Origin of the sequence: Robinsoniella sp. KNHs210, from assembly GCF_000686105.1 — a bacterium.
In the GTDB taxonomy this organism is placed as follows: domain Bacteria; phylum Bacillota; class Clostridia; order Lachnospirales; family Lachnospiraceae; genus Robinsoniella; species Robinsoniella peoriensis.
Genome location: NZ_JMLZ01000002.1, coordinates 2,605,492 through 2,622,401 on the forward strand (window position 1 = coordinate 2,605,492; position 16,910 = coordinate 2,622,401).

Consider the following 16,910-nt stretch of genomic DNA (forward strand, 5'->3'; position numbering starts at 1 on the left):
AGAATATGACAACTGTGTGTCATATTATAAATTATTACCACAGACTTTTAAACTCAGCCTCTCTTATAGCAATGCCAGGAATATATTTTCAATTCGGAATTTATTTTTTCTATGGATTTTGATATGAGCAGCTCCTGTTTTTTTCTATCCTGGATATTCTGCAGTTTCAAATTCAGACTTTCCAGATAGGACTTCCGGTTCGTACTTGCTTTTGGCAGCATGGCTTCGTTCCCTTTCAACTGGGGCAGATCCCAGGATTCTCCAATCGCCGTCATTCTTACTGTCAAAGGTCCTTCTTTAGAAGTCAGACTGCGCCTGTGGAGCTTATCATCCAGCGTACCCTGTCTGGGCGTTCCATCCTTTTCAAAGTTTTTTCCGCCGTCCCTTCTGATTTCTCTTTCCTTCACCGCTTCCATATGCAGCCTTTTATATTCCCGATTGACTTCAATTACTTCTCCTGATTTTTGAACAATTTTCTGTACGCTCTCTTTTTCTGCTTCCCGCTCCCGGTAAGGATTTTTATCAAATATTCCGGAGTCAGCATTATACTGATACGCCCTTTTCTTACTTTTTAAAATTTCTTCCACATCTTCTATAAATTGGTTTTTACAGGTTTCAAATGGGCAGTTTATTTTACCCGACGGATCTATGGTTATCTCTTCCAGTTTAAAAGATTTTGTAAATACCCTTTCTGACTGATTAAAAGGTATGGTACAACGCTGCTTCAGCCGGATCTCCTGATCTTCCATATCCAGCAGCAAAATAATTCCCTGATTAGAATAGATCAGATATTCAAACGTTGCCAGCACATCATCTGCATATTTTTTCCCATTTAAAAACCAGAGATCCATAATTCCCTCTTCTTTATAATACGCATGTTTCTTTTCCCACAATTCCAGTTTTACATCCTGTCCTGCATATTCCAATACCATTTTCATATTCCCATCTTTTATAAATATATCCGATATATATTTACCGCCCTGACGGCTGCATGTAATCTCTGCATTGGGAAAACTTCTCTTCGCTGCCTGAAACAGCAGCCGCCTTGCCAGCAGATGCCGGCTCCCCTGCCCATTGGTGCGGACAGGACAATTCGCATTTTCATGGTGCCGGAAATAAGGTTCCACTTTATTCCCCGCACATAAAACCAGGTGTTCTCCGCAGTCCGGACATACAAACTCATTGTTCTGGCTTGCTTTTCTCATTTTCAGCCTGGTTTCTTCATAATAATTTCCCTGGGCATCTTTTAACTCATAGACACACCACAGCTCGTTTTTATAGCAGGCATTTTCCTGTGTTATCATAACGTTCCTCCTCACAAACAATCTCCGGTAATAAATGCTGCGGTATTGAAAATATATAAAAATATTCTTACTTTCTAATTTAGCACACCACTCCCGCAATATCAATAAACCTGAATATTTTTATGACTTATTTTTTATATATTTTGTGTCGTATATCTCCCTATATTTTATTTCTGATATTCCTCTTGACATTGCGACACACGTGTCTTATAATTCTTTTAAGAGACACGCGTGTCGCATTAATAAATTCATAATAACCAAAGATTGATCTAATGATAAAGAAAATCGCTTTTACACTACTAATTTAGGAACAGCACAAGCCGGCTTGCGCTATTCAAGGGGGTAAAAAATGAATAGAAGAGGAACCGTAACCCGCAGACTAATTCTCAAGAAATCATATCCGCTTTTTGCGGAAAAGGGTTTTAAAGAGGTCACCATGAAAGATATCTGTGAATGTACAGGACTCAGCCGCGGCGGGCTATACCGCCACTACGACAGTACGTCCCAGATATTTGCTGAAATATTAGAAGAACTATTAAAACGCCAGGAAGATGAATTTTCAGAAAAAATCAAGAAGAAGGAATCTGCATTCTGTATTCTTAACGACGTTCTGGAACGTTACCGCCTGGAAATGTTGGATTCCGGTAATTCGCTAAGTGTAGCCATCTACGAATTTTACAGCCTTCCCCAGTCAGAACATATTCCAAATGCCCTGCTGGAACAATATCTGCTGTCTAAAGAAATGTGGAGCAGATTAATCCAATATGGGATAGAGCAGCAGGAATTCAAACAGGTGGATATTCCGGCTGTATTTGATCTGATTGTATTTTCTTATCAGGGTGTACGAATGTACAGCCGTCTTATGCCCCTTGACAAAGATATTCCGGACCGCATTGTAAGACAAATAAAAGAATTACTTCTGCCGCCTGAAGGCGCATGATACAAAACAAATTCAAAACAACTTTAAAACAACCTAAAAACAATTTCATTTCACTGAATAAGGAGGATTATTATGGCAGCAATTTTGGAAAAATTTGATTCATCCAAGACCGCATTTATCAATCCCTGTGATTTTATAAAACCCATAGAGCATTTTCCCGAGATCTGTATCTCCACTTTTTCTAATGATATTATCGAGAAGTTTGCCTCAAGAGATGGGGTGGAGGTAATTGCCCATCTGTACTCAGCTAACGGAACACTGCCCGTATATAAGACCAGTTATGGCGGCGTGGATATTGCGTTCTATCTTTCCAGAGTCGGTGCTCCCGCCTGCGTTGCAGGCTTTGAAGAAATAGTCGCCATGGGTGCGCAGAAATTTGTATTATTCGGGTGCTGCGGTGTCCTGGATGATACTGCCGTAGGATCTAAACTCATCGTTCCTACTTCTGCTGTCCGTGACGAAGGCACCAGCTATCACTATGCTCCGGCTTCCTTTGAGCTGTCTGCTGAACGATGGACAACTGATGTACTGACCTCTTGTCTGGATAGATTCGGATGCTCCTATGTAAAAGGAAAAATCTGGACCACAGATGCCATATACAGAGAAACACCGGACCGCATTGCCCAGAGAAGAGAAAATGGCTGCATCGGTGTGGAAATGGAATATGCCTCCATGCTGGCTGTTTCACAATTCCGAAATATCCCTTTCATTCAATTTTTATATGGGGCGGATAACCTGGATTCCGATTGCTGGGAACCGCGGGATCTGGAACTCTATGGCCTGTCAAATGCTGAAAAATACATGGCACTTGCATTTGAATGCGGTCTTGCACTTGTCTGAAAATTGCTTTCTGACACGCTCTTGCACTGTAACACTGCCGATACAGCTTTTATACACTCTCAGGTATGTGATAATACCGGAAACATACATTTTTTCTCGCGGAAAAATTCCGCATCTTTTCCTTTACCGAATAATAAGGTCTCTTCCTCCTTTACTTCATCAATCCTAAATCCATCTTTGTCCTCTGGCGTAAACATTAGCTTAACCTGTGTAATGGTTTCATTCGCCAGCATCTCTATAACCTGTGATAATGATACTTTTTTCTAACAAAATACTTCCGCCAGAATCAGCGTATCATCCTGATACTCTGCAAAGACAAGCGTATCCGCCTCTTCTATATAGTAAAGCTGCTCTCCATAAAACATCATTGCATAAAACATGTACAGTTCTACGTTGTTAACCATTGTCAGGCTGGAGAATGGATTTTCCAACTCCATATATTTCATTGCCAGCACTTTGTCTTTAGCCCTGTTCAGATCCAGCTTCCTTATATTTATCGGATTCTTATTTTGCTGACCTCTCATGATTTCTTTAGAATAATAGTACTGTGTTATTTTCTCAAATCCATATTTGGGATAAAAATCTAAAACGGTATCATTTGCAAATAGATAGATCAGATCAAATCTGTCCCTGTACTCTTTTAGTACTTTTTCCATTATTAGCTTTGCAAATCCCTGTCCTCTGTATTTCTTTGCCGTCATTACCGTTCCCAGCTGGAGGTAAGTCTTACGCTGGCCAAATACATTCAATTCCATAATATTTGCCGAGATATTAGCTGCTATTTCCCCCTCACACATAACCACATACGGCACATGCTGTTTCTTCCAGAAGCCCTCCTGATACCATTTTTCAAACTGAAATCCAAAAACAGATTCGGTCAGGCTGTTATAGGCACTGCGCATATTAGCATCCTGAGGGTCGACAATTTTTATTTCACATCTCTTTTCTATTGGTATACTCACTTTATACTCCTCCTGTTATCCATACGAATTCTATATTTGTAATAATTTTGTTTTATTATACCTTATAATCATCGCCGGGACATCCATTATTGTATAAATTGTTCTTTTTCTTTTATGCATTCATTGTTATAATAAGCAAAAAAGAACTGTTAAGGAGATAACATGGAGATACGAAATACTGCACCTGATATCAGGCCCGACAAGGGGCTATCAATCGAATGGGATCATATTAAATTGCTGGAATATAACCGGAATCTGCAAAAAGATCTTCTCCAATTCCTGGAGAATTGTATGCCCGAATCAGGAAGAACTTTTGAACCCCTGGGAAGGCACCAGGCAGTAAATGATATTCCAAATTCTTATGATGCTTTCTGGTATCTGACAGATGGAGGTCAGATTATAGGCACCGTTGCTGTTAAAAGTCTTTCTCCCTATACCTGCGAACTGAAAATGATGTATTTGTACAGTGCCTGCCAGGGAAGGGGCTTAGGCCAGAAGCTTTTAACTCACGCGATCCGCTATTCTGCTGTGCAGGGATATAGGAAGATGTTTCTGGATACAACACAGGAAAGCCGATCTGCTATATCCCTATACCAAAAAAACGGATTCCATGAAATTTCACGTTATAATAATAATCCGTATGCTGATGTATTTATGTTGAAAGATCTGTGCTAATCAGTTCACATTAACCAGTACTACAGTGAACAATTCCAGCTTGAATTGTTCACTGTAGCACTAATTTTGTAAATGAACCCTGGCATGTAAAATCCAGCTTATGCATCGCTCTTGTACATGCCACATACAAGAGGTTTCGATCCCACTCCATTCTGTAGTTCTCCCAATTGGCAAAGGGTACTGTAACCTGGTCGAATTCTAATCCTTTTGATACGGGAATAGTGGTGACGGTTACTCCGTTTTCAAACTTCGTACTGTTCAAATCTAAATAATGCACTTCACAGTCAGAAGCAAGTTCTTCATATAATAAGGCTGCCTGTGTCTGTGTTTTGCATAATATTCCCATAGAGCCATAACCTTTTTTATGAAACTCATCAATCTTCGTTTTTATAATGGCTATTTCTTCCTCCAGGTTCTGACAGCAGCTAATCGTCGGCTGATCTCCGTGTCTCTCAAATGCCTCTATCTTCTGATTATTTTTAATCCGTCTGGAAAATGCAATAATTTCATAAGTAGAACGATAGCTTTTATTCAGCTCTATAAATTCTGCATTTTTATACAATCTGCAGAAAATCTCACGGGAACACATATTGGAAGGCACCAGTGACTGTCCAAAATCACCCAGTATTGTTTTTTTACAACGAAACAACCGATTGATCACTGCATATTGTACCGGGGTATAGTCCTGCATTTCATCAATTACCACATGCTGAACAAACGAGTATTCACCAATCCCTTCTATTGATGATTTCAAATACAGATAAGGATAAACATCCTCCCATTCCAGAGTATCTTTCTGCTTCATCGAAAACCAGCTTTCTTTTTGAATATATTTATAAAAATCTGCATAAAGAGAAAGTGTACTGTCGGCCAAAAACATAGATCTGAGCTTTTTCCCAATCTCATTCTGACTGGGCAAATTATCCCACCCTAAGTTTTTCGATTTAAATACCTCCCATATATCCTCTGCTATCTGCTTAAACCGCTCCATTACCGGAAGATAGCTGCAGGCATAACAGCGGTCAGCAATGTATTCTCTGGAAATAAAAAATTCCCCAAATCTGCAGTCTTTTATTTCAAAATACCTGTCAACGGCGTAGCGCAGATATTTATCCAGAAGAGCCAGCATTTCCTCTGAACCCTTAAAATTCAGTCTCTTTACATCCTCTGCGTTCTCATTCTCTATCTCTATCCACGATATATTTTTCGTAAAATTGATCTTCCCGTTTAATTCCTCTGCAGCTATCTCTGCAAAACTTAGTTCCATGATAGGTTCTTCCCCTAACTCCGGAAGAACATTAGAGATATAATCTGCAAATACTTTGTTTGGAGAAATAATCACAACATTTGAATCAGACAGTCTTTCCTTATTTCGATAAAGCAAATACGCTACACGATGCAGGGCAATTGAAGTTTTCCCACAGCCTGCAACTCCCTGGATAATTAATACTTCCGCCTTTTCATTACGAATAATCCGGTTTTGTTCTTTTTGAATTGTTGCGATGATATTTTTCATTTTTTCATCAGAAGTACTGCTTAACTCTCTTTGCAAAATATCATCGTCTATATTCATCGTGCTTTCCAGGACATATTCCATTTCTCCTTTTCGAATCTTAAACTGGCGCCTACAGGTGATTTCTCCTTCTATGTTACCTATGGGCGCCTCGTAAGATGCTTTTCCCAGCTCATATTCATAATACATATTTGAAATGGGGGCACGCCAGTCAAAAATAAGCATCTGATTCCTATCATCGGTAAACGCATATTTTCCAATATAGATCTGCTCCGGTTCATCATCCCCCTGGTAAAGAAAATTTATTTTGGCAAAATACGGTGAATCCATCAGCTGTCCAATTCTCCTTCTTTTATCCAGTGATAAATTACCTGCCCCTTCTATCTGGTTGATAGACCGCTGATTTGAGAACTTTTCCATAGAATCCAGTTCGTTCCAATATTCCGCCAGATATCGTTTTGATTTCCGGTAATCGTCTTCACATTTAGTGAAATCCTCATTGGCTTTATCAAAGGCACTTTTCAATTGTTTTTGTGTAAATTCAAGATGGCTTTGTTCTTGTGGAAAAGGTTCATTCATATTGATTCCTCCTTAGGTGTAATCATTTACTGAGAGACCATATTATACCGCTGATCAAATGTCTGGTGGTATAGTGGAGGGTTTCAGGGCATCTGTATTTCTTAGAGCGTGTTTTCTTGTTATGTATTTTATCCTGCAACATATAATAGAAGAAAAAGAAAAGGAACAGATACCTTTGAGTGAACACTATCCTTTTGTAAATTACCCACTGCCATACAGCTATAATGCACTGGAGCCTTATATTGATGAAAAAACCATGCACCTTCACCATGACCGCCATCTGCAGACTTACGTGGACAATCTGAATGCTATTTTAAAGGCTAATCCCCAGCTGCAAAATATGACATTGGAACAGCTTATTCTGTATGCCCCTACTCTTCCGGCTAATATCAGAACTCCTCTGCTTAACAACGCAGGAGGTGTCTATAATCATCGTTTTTATTTTGATAATATGACCAGCCCCGGCATCGACAGGCCTTTAGGGATATTTGCTTTTTATATCAACCAGGCTTTTGGAAGCTTTCAGAATTTTGAAGACCAGATGGCTGCGGCTGCCCTGTCGGTCTTTGGATCCGGATATGCCTGGCTGGTTGCAGATCATGATGGAACACTAAAGATTATTACTACTTCCAATCAGGATACCCCCCTCTCCATGAATCTGCATCCTCTGCTCAACCTGGATGTATGGGAACATGCCTACTATCTAAAGCACTATAACAACCGGCCTGCCTATATCCACAACTGGTTTCATGTAGTGAACTGGAAAACAGTAAGCCAGAATTATCTTGCTTTTATTAATGGTTATACCTGATTAAGAAACAAATGGGATAATGCAGGAAATACATTTTCCGTCATTATCCCAGCTCTTAAGGCCCTTTTATATCTTTTTCTTCTGACTATCTATTTCTCATCAACACTCTTTTCATTAATTTTGCAATTTCCGATACCAGGATTACACTGAACGCCACTACAATAATTTTGCACCACATCAGAAAATCTAACGGAACCGTACCAAAGAAGGCACCTCCAATCTGTGTGATGATTACCTGAAGTGCAAAGGTCAATGCAAAAACTCCAAGCATCAGCCTGTTAGATGCCAGATTACAGAAGATACTGGTATCGGAAAGCTCACGGCTGTTGAATGCATTGAACAGTTGAAAAACAACAAACAGCGTAAACAGTATGGTAGGCAGTTCTCTTTCCGCACCTCCCATAAAATTAAACCAGTGCTGAGCCATAAATACAATTGAAATATATAGCCCGTTTATAACAATTCTTGACATCATACTTTTGGTAACTATGCTGCTATTCCGCCTGGTTGGCTGTTGTTTCATCAAATCTCCCCGGATGGGTTCCAGTCCCAGGGTAAGCGCCGGCGGTCCATCCATGATTATATTAATCCATAACAGCTGCAGTGCTGAAAACGGAGCGGCAAAACCTGCAATAATAGAAGCCAGAACTACAACTACACTGGATAAGTTAACGGTAAGCTGAAATTGAATAAAACGCTGGAAATTCTCATATATCCCTCTTCCCCACTGAACAGCTTTTACAATCGTTGAAAAGCTGTCATCCAGGAGTACAATATCACTTGCTTCTTTCGATACTTCTGTTCCCGATATTCCCATTGCAATTCCAACATCGGCATTTTTAATCGCAGGTGCGTCATTAATCCCGTCTCCGGTAACCGCCACCACATCACCTCTGGATTTTAAAGCTTTTACTACACGCATTTTAATCGTTGGCGTACTTCTGGCTATCACCCGTATTCTGGGCAGTGTTTCTGCCAGCTGCTCTTCGGTCAGACTCTCTAACACTTTCGCTTCTACGGCTATATGGTCATCATCCAACAACCGCAGTTCCTTCGCAATGGCAGATGCTGTGATAATATTGTCACCTGTCAGCATTTTTACATCAATTCCCGCTTTACGGCATTTGTCCACCGCATTACAGACATCCTTTCTGAGCGGATCCGTAATTGCCGAAAATCCATCGAAATGCAGTCCATCTTCCAGAGACTTGCGCTCCTTTTCAAAATCCACAATCAGATCCCCATGACTTTTATGGGCAAAAGCAATTACCCGAAAAGCCTTGCTTTCATACTCAAACATCTTTTCTTGTGCTTTTTCTTTTTCCTCCTTCGATAATGCGCACATTTCCAGGATCTTCTCCGGGCTTCCTTTGGAATAAATATGATATCCCTTGGCATTATGAAGAACAGTCGTCATATTCTTTGTTTCTGAAGAAAAGGGAAATACATAAGCTGCCTGAAAACTGTTTCGTATATTTTTGTAATTGCCTACTGCCTTATTTGCAGCAACCAGCAGGGCACACTCTGTGGGATTTCCAATAAAGTGGTTCTCTCCATCTGCATACCGGATATCCGCCGTACTGTTCATGCAGAAATTGCGGATCAGATGAACATCCTTTACCTGATCCGGATACACCATATTCATATCCTGACAGACTTTTGTGACTGTCATACGGTTCTCCGTCAGCGTTCCTGTTTTATCAGAACAGATTACATTGATGCAGCCAACGGTCTCGCAGGCTATCATTTTTTTTACCAATGCATTCTGTTTGGACATTTTTATAATGTTTATGGAAAGGGATACCGCAACAATGGTAGGCAGTCCTTCCGGCACTGCGGCAACAATCAGTACAATACTTGTAATAAAAGCTTCGGAAATGGTCTCCCATGATGCCGTCCCATGAAAAGTAAATAATAAAACCTGGAGTAAAAATACCACTGCTGCTGCCGCAGCTCCCAAAATCGTAATTTTTTTACCAAGTACCGCTAATTTTTCCTGTAACGGAGTACTTGTTTTATCCTCAGAAGAAAGTTCCGCGGCAATCTTACCAAATTCAGTATGGTCGCCTACTCCGGTCGCTACCATCTTACCGGTACCGCTGGTAATAAAGCAGCCTGAATAAACCATATTCACCCTTTCCGCCACTGGAGTCTTTTCATCCTCAATTATTGCGGTCTCATCCTTTTGTGCCGGAAGGCTCTCTCCGGTAAGCGCAGATTCATCCGCCTGAAGAGAATTGCACTCCAGTAAACGTCCATCTGCCGGAATCCTGTCACCCGTTGCCAGACATATGATGTCACCAGCTGCGATCTCCTTCTGACAGACCATCGCCACTTCCCCATTTCGGATAACCTTTACCATGGTATCGTCTGTTATTTTACTCAGCTCTTCAAATGCCCTGGCACTTCGTCCTTCCATAATCACTGTGATTACTACCGATAAAGCAATTGCTGCAAAAATACCAACGCACTCCAGATAATCCGCCTCTCCCCCGGTCACAGCTCTTGAAATATTCACGCCCAGCGTAATAAATCCAGCCAGAATCAGCATGATAATCATTGGTTCTCTTGCCGCTTCCCAGATTCTCCTTCCTAAAGAAACCGGTTTTTCTTTCTTCAGGATATTGGCACCGTTTTTTCTCCGGCTTTCTTCTGCCTGTTTTGATGTGAGTCCTTTGTCAACATCACTTTGAAAATACTGCACCACTTTGTCTTTCGGCTCCAGATAATATTTCATATCCTTTTTCCTCCTTTTTGTTTTGCAATCAAAAAGACCCAGGTACAGCACTTAAGCTATACATGGGTCAAAAAAAGGCGCATGTATAGTATAAGTCCTATACATGAGTCTCATTATTTAAGGCAAGCCAGACCAAACGGTCAGTATGTTGACTTGACACGTACCTTGCGATACGCCAACTACTCCCTCACGGGTATTTTCAATTGATGCTATTCTATCATTAAGGTTTTGGGTTGTCAATTACTTTCTGTAATGGACAACCTCTCAATTTATGTCAGCTTATGAATAAAAACCATTTGGACTTACAGAATGAAGGGTGATGCTCCTGATCTGGAAATATACAGCCAGAGTGATGATCTGGAAATCCGGGTTGCCGTACAGGATAAAAAAATGCCGATCCATGGAATATTCTCCTGCGGATCGGCATTTTCATTACATATTACTGCCCAGTTTACCGTGTATTTCATCCATCTTCTTCTCCGATAATGGATAAGCTATCACGAGAATTGCTGCAGCCAGCAGCATTAGTCCGGGTATCAGAAGAATTATATTCTGAAGGCTCACCAGCTGTGATCCCTCCAGTGCAGCCCCGGCAACGTATCCCATACTGGACAACAGCCAGTTGATCATACCGCTTGATATGGCAATACCAAGTTGTATGGGGAATACATACAGAGACATAATAAATCCGGTTGCATTCAGACCTGTTTTCGCCTGATAATACAGGGAGGAATTTACAAACTGAATCGGACCTGCACATGCATTTAATGACATACCAAAATAAATAAGTACAAAGCCGACACCAAACATAGTGACGCTCGGCGGCATAAAGCGCGGCAGCAGTGCTCCCACTGTATAAAATACCAGTGCCACGATACCAGCGTTCTTAGAACCTGCCTTTTTAATAATAACCGGTGCGATAAGGCTGGACCCAAGCGCTACGACAGAAGCGATAGTCATGGTAACTGTAATTGCACTGAAATCATTTAATATGTACTGATAATAATAAGCAAATGTAGATATAAAAATCATAAATGCCGTAAACTTTAACGTTTCAGATAAAAGCATAAATATTAACGGTGGATTTTTAATAACACAATCCAGCATCTGTTTTGCAGACATTTTGGATTTTTTCACTTCATCGGGAACTTTTCCTTTTACATCATAGATGTCATGTTTTTTTCCTGACCATGCCGTTGCCAGATAGCCAAGTGCCGCCAGTATGGCAATCAGAATCGCTGTATACTGATATCCTTTTGCCTGATTTTCGCCGCCGATCAATAATACGAGGGGCAAAAATGTGGCTGAAAATAATATTTTGGCAATATCCTGGTACTGGGACCGGCGTGTAGACAGCCTCCTTTGCTGGGACGGATCCTTACTGATCACATTCATCAGGGACATCTGTGCATTTCCGCACAAACTGCTTGCTCCTGAAGAAATCGTATATGCCAGCGAGTAAAATATCGCCAGGAATATTCCAGACCCGGAAAATTTAGTGAACGACAAAATTGTAAATACCAGGGATAACGGAACTCCGATAAAGATCCACATCCGGTACTTTCCAAATCTGGAATGCCCATTTTGGACCATCGCCCCCAGAAGCGGTACAATAATTACAAACAACAGACGTACGACGAAGCTGGCCGTTCCAAATACATCGGTTGGAACCAGGGCTATATCCGTCACATAATAATTAAAATAGCTGTTTACCAGGCTATAATACAGACTGGCGGTCAGAGTACCAACGGCAAATGCGCTGACGGTCAATTCGGGTAATCGTTTTTCATTACTCATCTTGAGATCCTCCTCTCAATTCTACAGAACGTATACGTTCTACAAAGCCAATTTTAAAATCTGGTAAATATCCTCTTCCTGTAAAGGAAATGCCATTCCTACTGCCGAAGTTCCTATCATTGCTTTCTCCGCCATGGTTCGCAGGTTTTCATCCCCGATTCCCGCCTCGCTTAAACGGGTCGGCAGATTCATTTCCCTATAAAACTCTTCTAACTTTTTAATCCCTCTATTTATGGTCCACTCTTTTCTAGGAGCGGCATATGCTACGTCAAAAACCCGTTGTGCAAACTGTACAAACCTGTCCGGATCTCTTTTCCAGACATACTTTATCCATGCGGGGAATATGATGGCAAGTCCTGCACCGTGGGCAATATCATAGATACCGCTGATTTCATGTTCAATATTATGGCTGCCCCAGTCTCCCAGCCGGCCTGCCATAAGCATTCCATTGTTCGTAATATTAGCCGCCTGGTAAAGCTCTGCACGAATATCATAATTATCCGGATATTCCAGTGACAGCGGTCCAAAGTGGATAACCGTTTTCATGGCAGCCTCTAAAAGCCGGTCTGTTAAATCCACATTATCTGTATTTGTAAAATAAGCCTCCATCAGATGTGCAAGTATATCTACCGTTCCACAAGCAGTCTGATATGGAGGAAGGGAATAGCTCATTTCCGGATTCAGCATGGCAAACCTGGGAATGATGTAGTCAGAAAACAGACTGCGCTTCAAACCTGTTTCTTCATTTGTTAAAACAGCACAATTAGATGATTCTGAGCCTGTTGCCGGCAGAGTCAGCAAAACTCCGCACGGCAGTGCATCTGTGATAAATCTGGTAAACGTGCCAAAATACTCCCAGATATCACCTTCACATTTAACGCCTGCTGCTATACTTTTCGCCGTATCAATTGCAGACCCCCCTCCAATTGCCAGCACAAAACCAATGTCATGCTTCCTGCACATTTCAATCCCCTCACAGACCTGCTTTAGTCTTGGGTTAGGAACAATGTGATCCAGATCGTAATAAGTGATTCCGGCCTCCGACAAGGATGATGCAACACGGTCATACAGTCCGTTTTCCTTTATAAACGGACCGCCCAATACAATGAGAACACGCTTTGCATACCCTGCGACTTCTTTTCCGATCTCCAGTTCGCAATCTTTTCCAAATATAATTTTACCCGGATTGTGGTAAACATAATTTATCATGACAAATCCTCCTTCCCATTCCTATCGTCATGATTATTTCAGCCAGGCTACGTAACCTGAATTCGGGGCAAATATGCCGCAAAGTAGGGCGTGCAGCTGGCGGGAATGAATTTTCAAACACGCTCTATCGTCTGCCCAGATTATCAAGCAGCCCCATCATAAACCTGCGCCTGGCTGCCGTATCCTCCGGCAGAAAGTCCAGATGCTTTAACAGTTCATCAAAACCTTCCGGATATGTAGTATAGTCAACCTTTTTTTCTCCGCTACTGTTTTCATTTCTGTTTTCATTTCTGTTTTCATTTTCTGCTGCCATCTTTATTCCTCCTCATCATGGGCGGTATTCGCGAACAAAGTCGCAAACAGCCAAAAGATTTTCGGGATCTGCATCTTTGCGGTACGACATCATCTTATCCTGGCTCATGATAAATCCGCCTTCACTTCCCAGCTCATCACACAGACGTTTTGCATAGTCAAGACATTGCTGTTTCGTTCCGCTGCCCAGCAGACTTGCTTTCATCCCTCCAATCACACAGACGTTCGGCAGTGCCTTACGCAGTTCAAAAATGTCATCCTGCTCTACCAGCATACAGATATGTCCCTTGGGATAATCCTGAAAATACTCAGCAAACCTTAATATACCGCCCTCCACAAAGAGGTAAATCGTCTTGTCCTTTGCCACAATTCCATCCAAAAGTCTCTTAAGCGGCGGCCAGTAAAACATTTCCCATTGTTTTCGGTTCAGGATAGTATGTGCCAGCAAAGCTGTTAAAGCATCAAAGCAGAAATCAGGGTGGCTGCCCGGCGCATCGTTCAGCACATTTTCAATAACCGGATCGGCGCTGATTCGGTCAAGCGCTTCACATGCCTCTTTTACTCTGATGGGATCCTTCCTCATGTCGATGGATAACCCTTTAATTCCTCTGAGTCCCGTAAACAGATATTCGATTCCAAGAGACATAAAACCATTAAACGGACAGATTAAATTTGGAACGCCGTAAACATTTGCCAGTTCATCATTCCTCTTTAAGGATTCATCAAAAAAGATTTTCTGCTCCCATGCACATTGACGCATCAATGCAGGATCCATATCCGGCCTGAATTTTTCAAACTTTCTGGGCAGTACCTTTTCCCAGATAAACTTGGTGGGATCGGCAATCAGCTCTGGATATTCTTCCGTGTAAAACAGGGTAAAATCCTTGATGGCAAAAATTTCACGCTCATCGTCTATGGTATACAAAGACGTACCCAGGGTTTCCACTACTCTTTGAGGATTTCGTATTCCGGTTTCCTGATAGCCGTCAAATCCGTATTTTTCATGGAATTTCATAACAACATCACGCATGATATCATAGTCATGCGTTGCTTCCGTAAAGGTATACCCTGCATCCAGGATCTGCCATGTCCAGAAATTCGCTATATGCGGAACCCTGTCCGGCTTCTGCTCCATGCGGATCGCATCATGAAACAATTTAATTCGGTATTTTTTTAACTCTTCTTGCGTCATGCCAATTCCTCCTCACCTTATTGGTAGACTTCCTCTGCCCACTTCCGGCAGATTTCAACAGATTCTGCTGCATTAATGCTCCAGGCATCCGCACCTACCAGTTCACAGTATTCAGCAGTAACCGGTGCTCCTCCTATAATCACTTTTATATCATCACGCATTCCCTCGGCATTAAGCGCTTCTACGGTCTTTTTCATTGACTCGATGGCAAGCGTAAGAACACCGGATAACCCGAGGATCTTTGCCTTTGATTCTTTTAATGCCGCAATAATTGTCTCCGGGGCTACGTCGATCCCAAGGTCAATGACTTCAAATCCTGCCGTTTCAAACATACATTTCACAATATTTTTTCCAATATCATGAAGGTCATCTTTAACCGTACAGAATACAAGTTTGCCCAATTTCCCGCTGATATCACCTGCTATAAAAGGTTTTAGCCGGGCAAATGCATCCGACATCAGATCACCGGAATAAATCAGGTCACCCACAAAATATTCGTTGCTTTCAAACCTCTTACCTACAATAGCCAGACCATCCTGGCACGCTTTTACTGCCGCTTCTGAATCCACATTTTCTTCCTTCGTGATCAGATCCAGCTGCTCAAATACCGCATCTTCATCCAGATCTCCCAAAGCCTGCGTAAGTTTTGCATAATCGATCATTTGCCTTTATCCTCCTAACATCGTATTGACGAAAAACAAAGCTAACTTGTGTTTACAAGTTAGCTTTATCATAATGGACTCTCGTCATATTGTCAATGATATATGTGATATAGAAATACGATTTATGAGTATTGCACAAAAATTGACATCTCTTTTTTAGCTTATTTCTGATTTTTCAAATATGCATTCAAATATGTGTTCCAATATGCGCTGAAACCTTCTAGACATTTCCGTAGGAATGCGTCAAATCTTCCGCACACGCAATTAATGCATTCAGATCCTCTTCTGTTGTATCAAATGAAGTTACAAACCTGGAAATTCCAGGCTCCGGTCCGAAATGCTGAAACGGAAACGCATCACATAGCTGCCATTTGATCCTCTCATCCACATGGGCGAACAATTCATTTGCCTGTGGTACAAAGGGCGTCCGAAAGACAGGTAATCCACTCATTTTTTCATACAGCATCATTGCCATCCGGTTGGCATGTCCAGCCATCTCAAGCCACAGGCCGTCTTTTAATATTTCTATGAACTGAGCTGCTATATAACGCATTTTACTTGGCAGCTGTCCGCAGCTCTTCCTGGTGTACTTAAAATTTTCAGCCAGTTTATGATCAAAAAAAACGACTGCTTCTCCGAACATCAGACCATTCTTCGTCCCGCCAAAGGATAGTACATCCACGCCTGCTCCCCAGGTTGTTCCGGTCAGGTCATTTTGGTTTGCGGCAACGGCATTTGCCAGCCTGGCTCCATCCATATGTACAATCATATTGTGATCATGGGCAATTTTACAAAGGTTCTTTAACTCTCCCGGCGTATATACCGTTCCATCATCCGTCACCTGTGTCAGACTCAATACCCGCGGCTTGGGAACATGTTCGCTCTGCCATCCTCCTACTGCATCCTCCAGACTCCGGGGACTGATTTTGCCGTCTATAGAAGGAACAGGAACAAGCTTTGCATTTGCAATGCGTTCCGGGGCTCCTGTTTCAGCAGAATTAATATGTGCACTGTCTGCACACAGGATACTCTGCCAGGGCGTAACCAGATGCGCAAGGGCCGCACAGTTCGTTCCCGTTCCATTAAAGGTAAAAAATACATCTGTTTCTCTGTCAAACAGATGATTAAAAATGCGATCTGCTTCAGCAGTCACCGGATCATAACCATATCCCGGCACATGCCCGCAGTTGACATCCATAAGCGCCTGCATTACACGTGGATGCACCGAAGAACAGTTATCACTTTCAAATCCCCGCTTTCCATTCATCTCCAACATAAAATACCTCCTATAAATTTATAAGGTTTATTGCTACAAATTTATCTGCAAAATTTGTGCAATTATACTAATTTTATATTTATAAGTAGTGTTTATCTATT

The 16,910-nt window shown here is 41.6% G+C and carries 17 protein-coding genes; 4 read left to right on the forward strand and 13 right to left on the reverse strand.

The genetic code is table 11. The features are described 5' to 3' along the window. Positions 1 to 53: 53 nt before the first annotated feature. Complete coding sequence (locus CD03_RS0118535) at positions 54 to 1,304, reverse strand: competence protein CoiA family protein (protein WP_027294906.1); 1,251 nt, start codon at positions 1,302 to 1,304, stop codon at positions 54 to 56. A gap of 349 nt (positions 1,305 to 1,653) precedes the next feature. Here CD03_RS0118535 and CD03_RS0118540 point away from each other — a divergent pair, with 349 nt between their 5' ends. Then, entirely contained in the window at positions 1,654 to 2,244 is a 591-nt protein-coding gene (locus CD03_RS0118540; RefSeq protein WP_027294907.1) for a TetR/AcrR family transcriptional regulator, read from the forward strand. Positions 2,245 to 2,316: 72 nt separating this feature from the next. After that, positions 2,317 to 3,084, forward strand: coding sequence for a nucleoside phosphorylase (locus tag CD03_RS0118545; protein ID WP_027294908.1), 768 nt, complete (start codon positions 2,317 to 2,319; stop codon positions 3,082 to 3,084). A gap of 59 nt (positions 3,085 to 3,143) precedes the next feature. Here CD03_RS0118545 and CD03_RS37960 read toward each other — a convergent pair whose 3' ends face one another. Continuing rightward, complete coding sequence (locus tag CD03_RS37960) at positions 3,144 to 3,317, reverse strand: hypothetical protein (protein ID WP_197041676.1); 174 nt, start codon at positions 3,315 to 3,317, stop codon at positions 3,144 to 3,146. A gap of 30 nt (positions 3,318 to 3,347) precedes the next feature. Next, positions 3,348 to 4,046: a GNAT family N-acetyltransferase gene (locus tag CD03_RS34045; RefSeq protein WP_052377865.1), complete on the reverse strand. Its 699-nt coding sequence runs from the start codon at positions 4,044 to 4,046 to the stop codon at positions 3,348 to 3,350. Positions 4,047 to 4,208: 162 nt separating this feature from the next. On the opposite strand from CD03_RS34045, the gene CD03_RS0118555 reads away from it, so the two are divergent. Continuing rightward, positions 4,209 to 4,721, forward strand: a complete 513-nt coding sequence (locus CD03_RS0118555; protein ID WP_052377866.1) for a GNAT family N-acetyltransferase — start codon at positions 4,209 to 4,211, stop codon at positions 4,719 to 4,721. Between the two features lie 49 nt (positions 4,722 to 4,770). Here the strand turns inward: CD03_RS0118555 and CD03_RS0118560 are convergent, their stop codons facing one another. Continuing rightward, positions 4,771 to 6,813 carry a HelD family protein gene (locus tag CD03_RS0118560; RefSeq protein WP_027294910.1) on the reverse strand — a complete coding sequence of 681 codons (2,043 nt, stop codon included), beginning with the start codon at positions 6,811 to 6,813 and terminating at the stop codon, positions 4,771 to 4,773. A 175-nt stretch (positions 6,814 to 6,988) separates the two neighbouring features. Between CD03_RS0118560 and CD03_RS0118565 the strand changes: the two genes are divergently transcribed. Beyond that, on the forward strand, positions 6,989 to 7,624 hold the full coding sequence (locus CD03_RS0118565; RefSeq protein WP_027294911.1) for a superoxide dismutase: 636 nt from the start codon (positions 6,989 to 6,991) through the stop codon (positions 7,622 to 7,624). Positions 7,625 to 7,709: 85 nt separating this feature from the next. Here the strand turns inward: CD03_RS0118565 and CD03_RS0118570 are convergent, their stop codons facing one another. The 9 genes from CD03_RS0118570 to CD03_RS0118605 form a co-directional block, all read right to left on the reverse strand. Continuing rightward, positions 7,710 to 10,361, reverse strand: a complete 2,652-nt coding sequence (locus CD03_RS0118570; protein ID WP_027294912.1) for a calcium-translocating P-type ATPase, PMCA-type — start codon at positions 10,359 to 10,361, stop codon at positions 7,710 to 7,712. Between the two features lie 279 nt (positions 10,362 to 10,640). Beyond that, positions 10,641 to 10,763, reverse strand: a complete 123-nt coding sequence (locus CD03_RS38950) for a hypothetical protein (RefSeq protein ID WP_255348100.1) — start codon at positions 10,761 to 10,763, stop codon at positions 10,641 to 10,643. Positions 10,764 to 10,793: 30 nt separating this feature from the next. After that, positions 10,794 to 12,158: an MFS transporter gene (locus CD03_RS0118580; protein ID WP_027294913.1), complete on the reverse strand. Its 1,365-nt coding sequence runs from the start codon at positions 12,156 to 12,158 to the stop codon at positions 10,794 to 10,796. A 39-nt stretch (positions 12,159 to 12,197) separates the two neighbouring features. After that, positions 12,198 to 13,367 carry an iron-containing alcohol dehydrogenase gene (locus tag CD03_RS0118585; RefSeq protein ID WP_027294914.1) on the reverse strand — a complete coding sequence of 390 codons (1,170 nt, stop codon included), beginning with the start codon at positions 13,365 to 13,367 and terminating at the stop codon, positions 12,198 to 12,200. A gap of 33 nt (positions 13,368 to 13,400) precedes the next feature. After that, positions 13,401 to 13,478 carry a DUF6783 domain-containing protein gene (locus CD03_RS40025; protein WP_394910241.1) on the reverse strand — a complete coding sequence of 26 codons (78 nt, stop codon included), beginning with the start codon at positions 13,476 to 13,478 and terminating at the stop codon, positions 13,401 to 13,403. 13 nt (positions 13,479 to 13,491) lie between these two features. Then, the gene (locus tag CD03_RS0118590; RefSeq protein WP_027294915.1) at positions 13,492 to 13,680 is read right to left on the reverse strand and encodes a hypothetical protein; all 189 of its coding nucleotides are present in this window, start codon (positions 13,678 to 13,680) and stop codon (positions 13,492 to 13,494) included. Between the two features lie 15 nt (positions 13,681 to 13,695). Continuing rightward, positions 13,696 to 14,871 (reverse strand): uroporphyrinogen decarboxylase family protein, encoded by a 1,176-nt coding sequence (locus CD03_RS0118595; protein WP_027294916.1) that lies wholly within the window; start codon positions 14,869 to 14,871, stop codon positions 13,696 to 13,698. Positions 14,872 to 14,888: 17 nt separating this feature from the next. Continuing rightward, entirely contained in the window at positions 14,889 to 15,533 is a 645-nt protein-coding gene (locus CD03_RS0118600; RefSeq protein ID WP_027294917.1) for a cobalamin B12-binding domain-containing protein, read from the reverse strand. 220 nt (positions 15,534 to 15,753) lie between these two features. Continuing rightward, positions 15,754 to 16,809 (reverse strand): threonine aldolase family protein, encoded by a 1,056-nt coding sequence (locus tag CD03_RS0118605; RefSeq protein ID WP_052377867.1) that lies wholly within the window; start codon positions 16,807 to 16,809, stop codon positions 15,754 to 15,756. Positions 16,810 to 16,910: the final 101 nt, after the last annotated feature.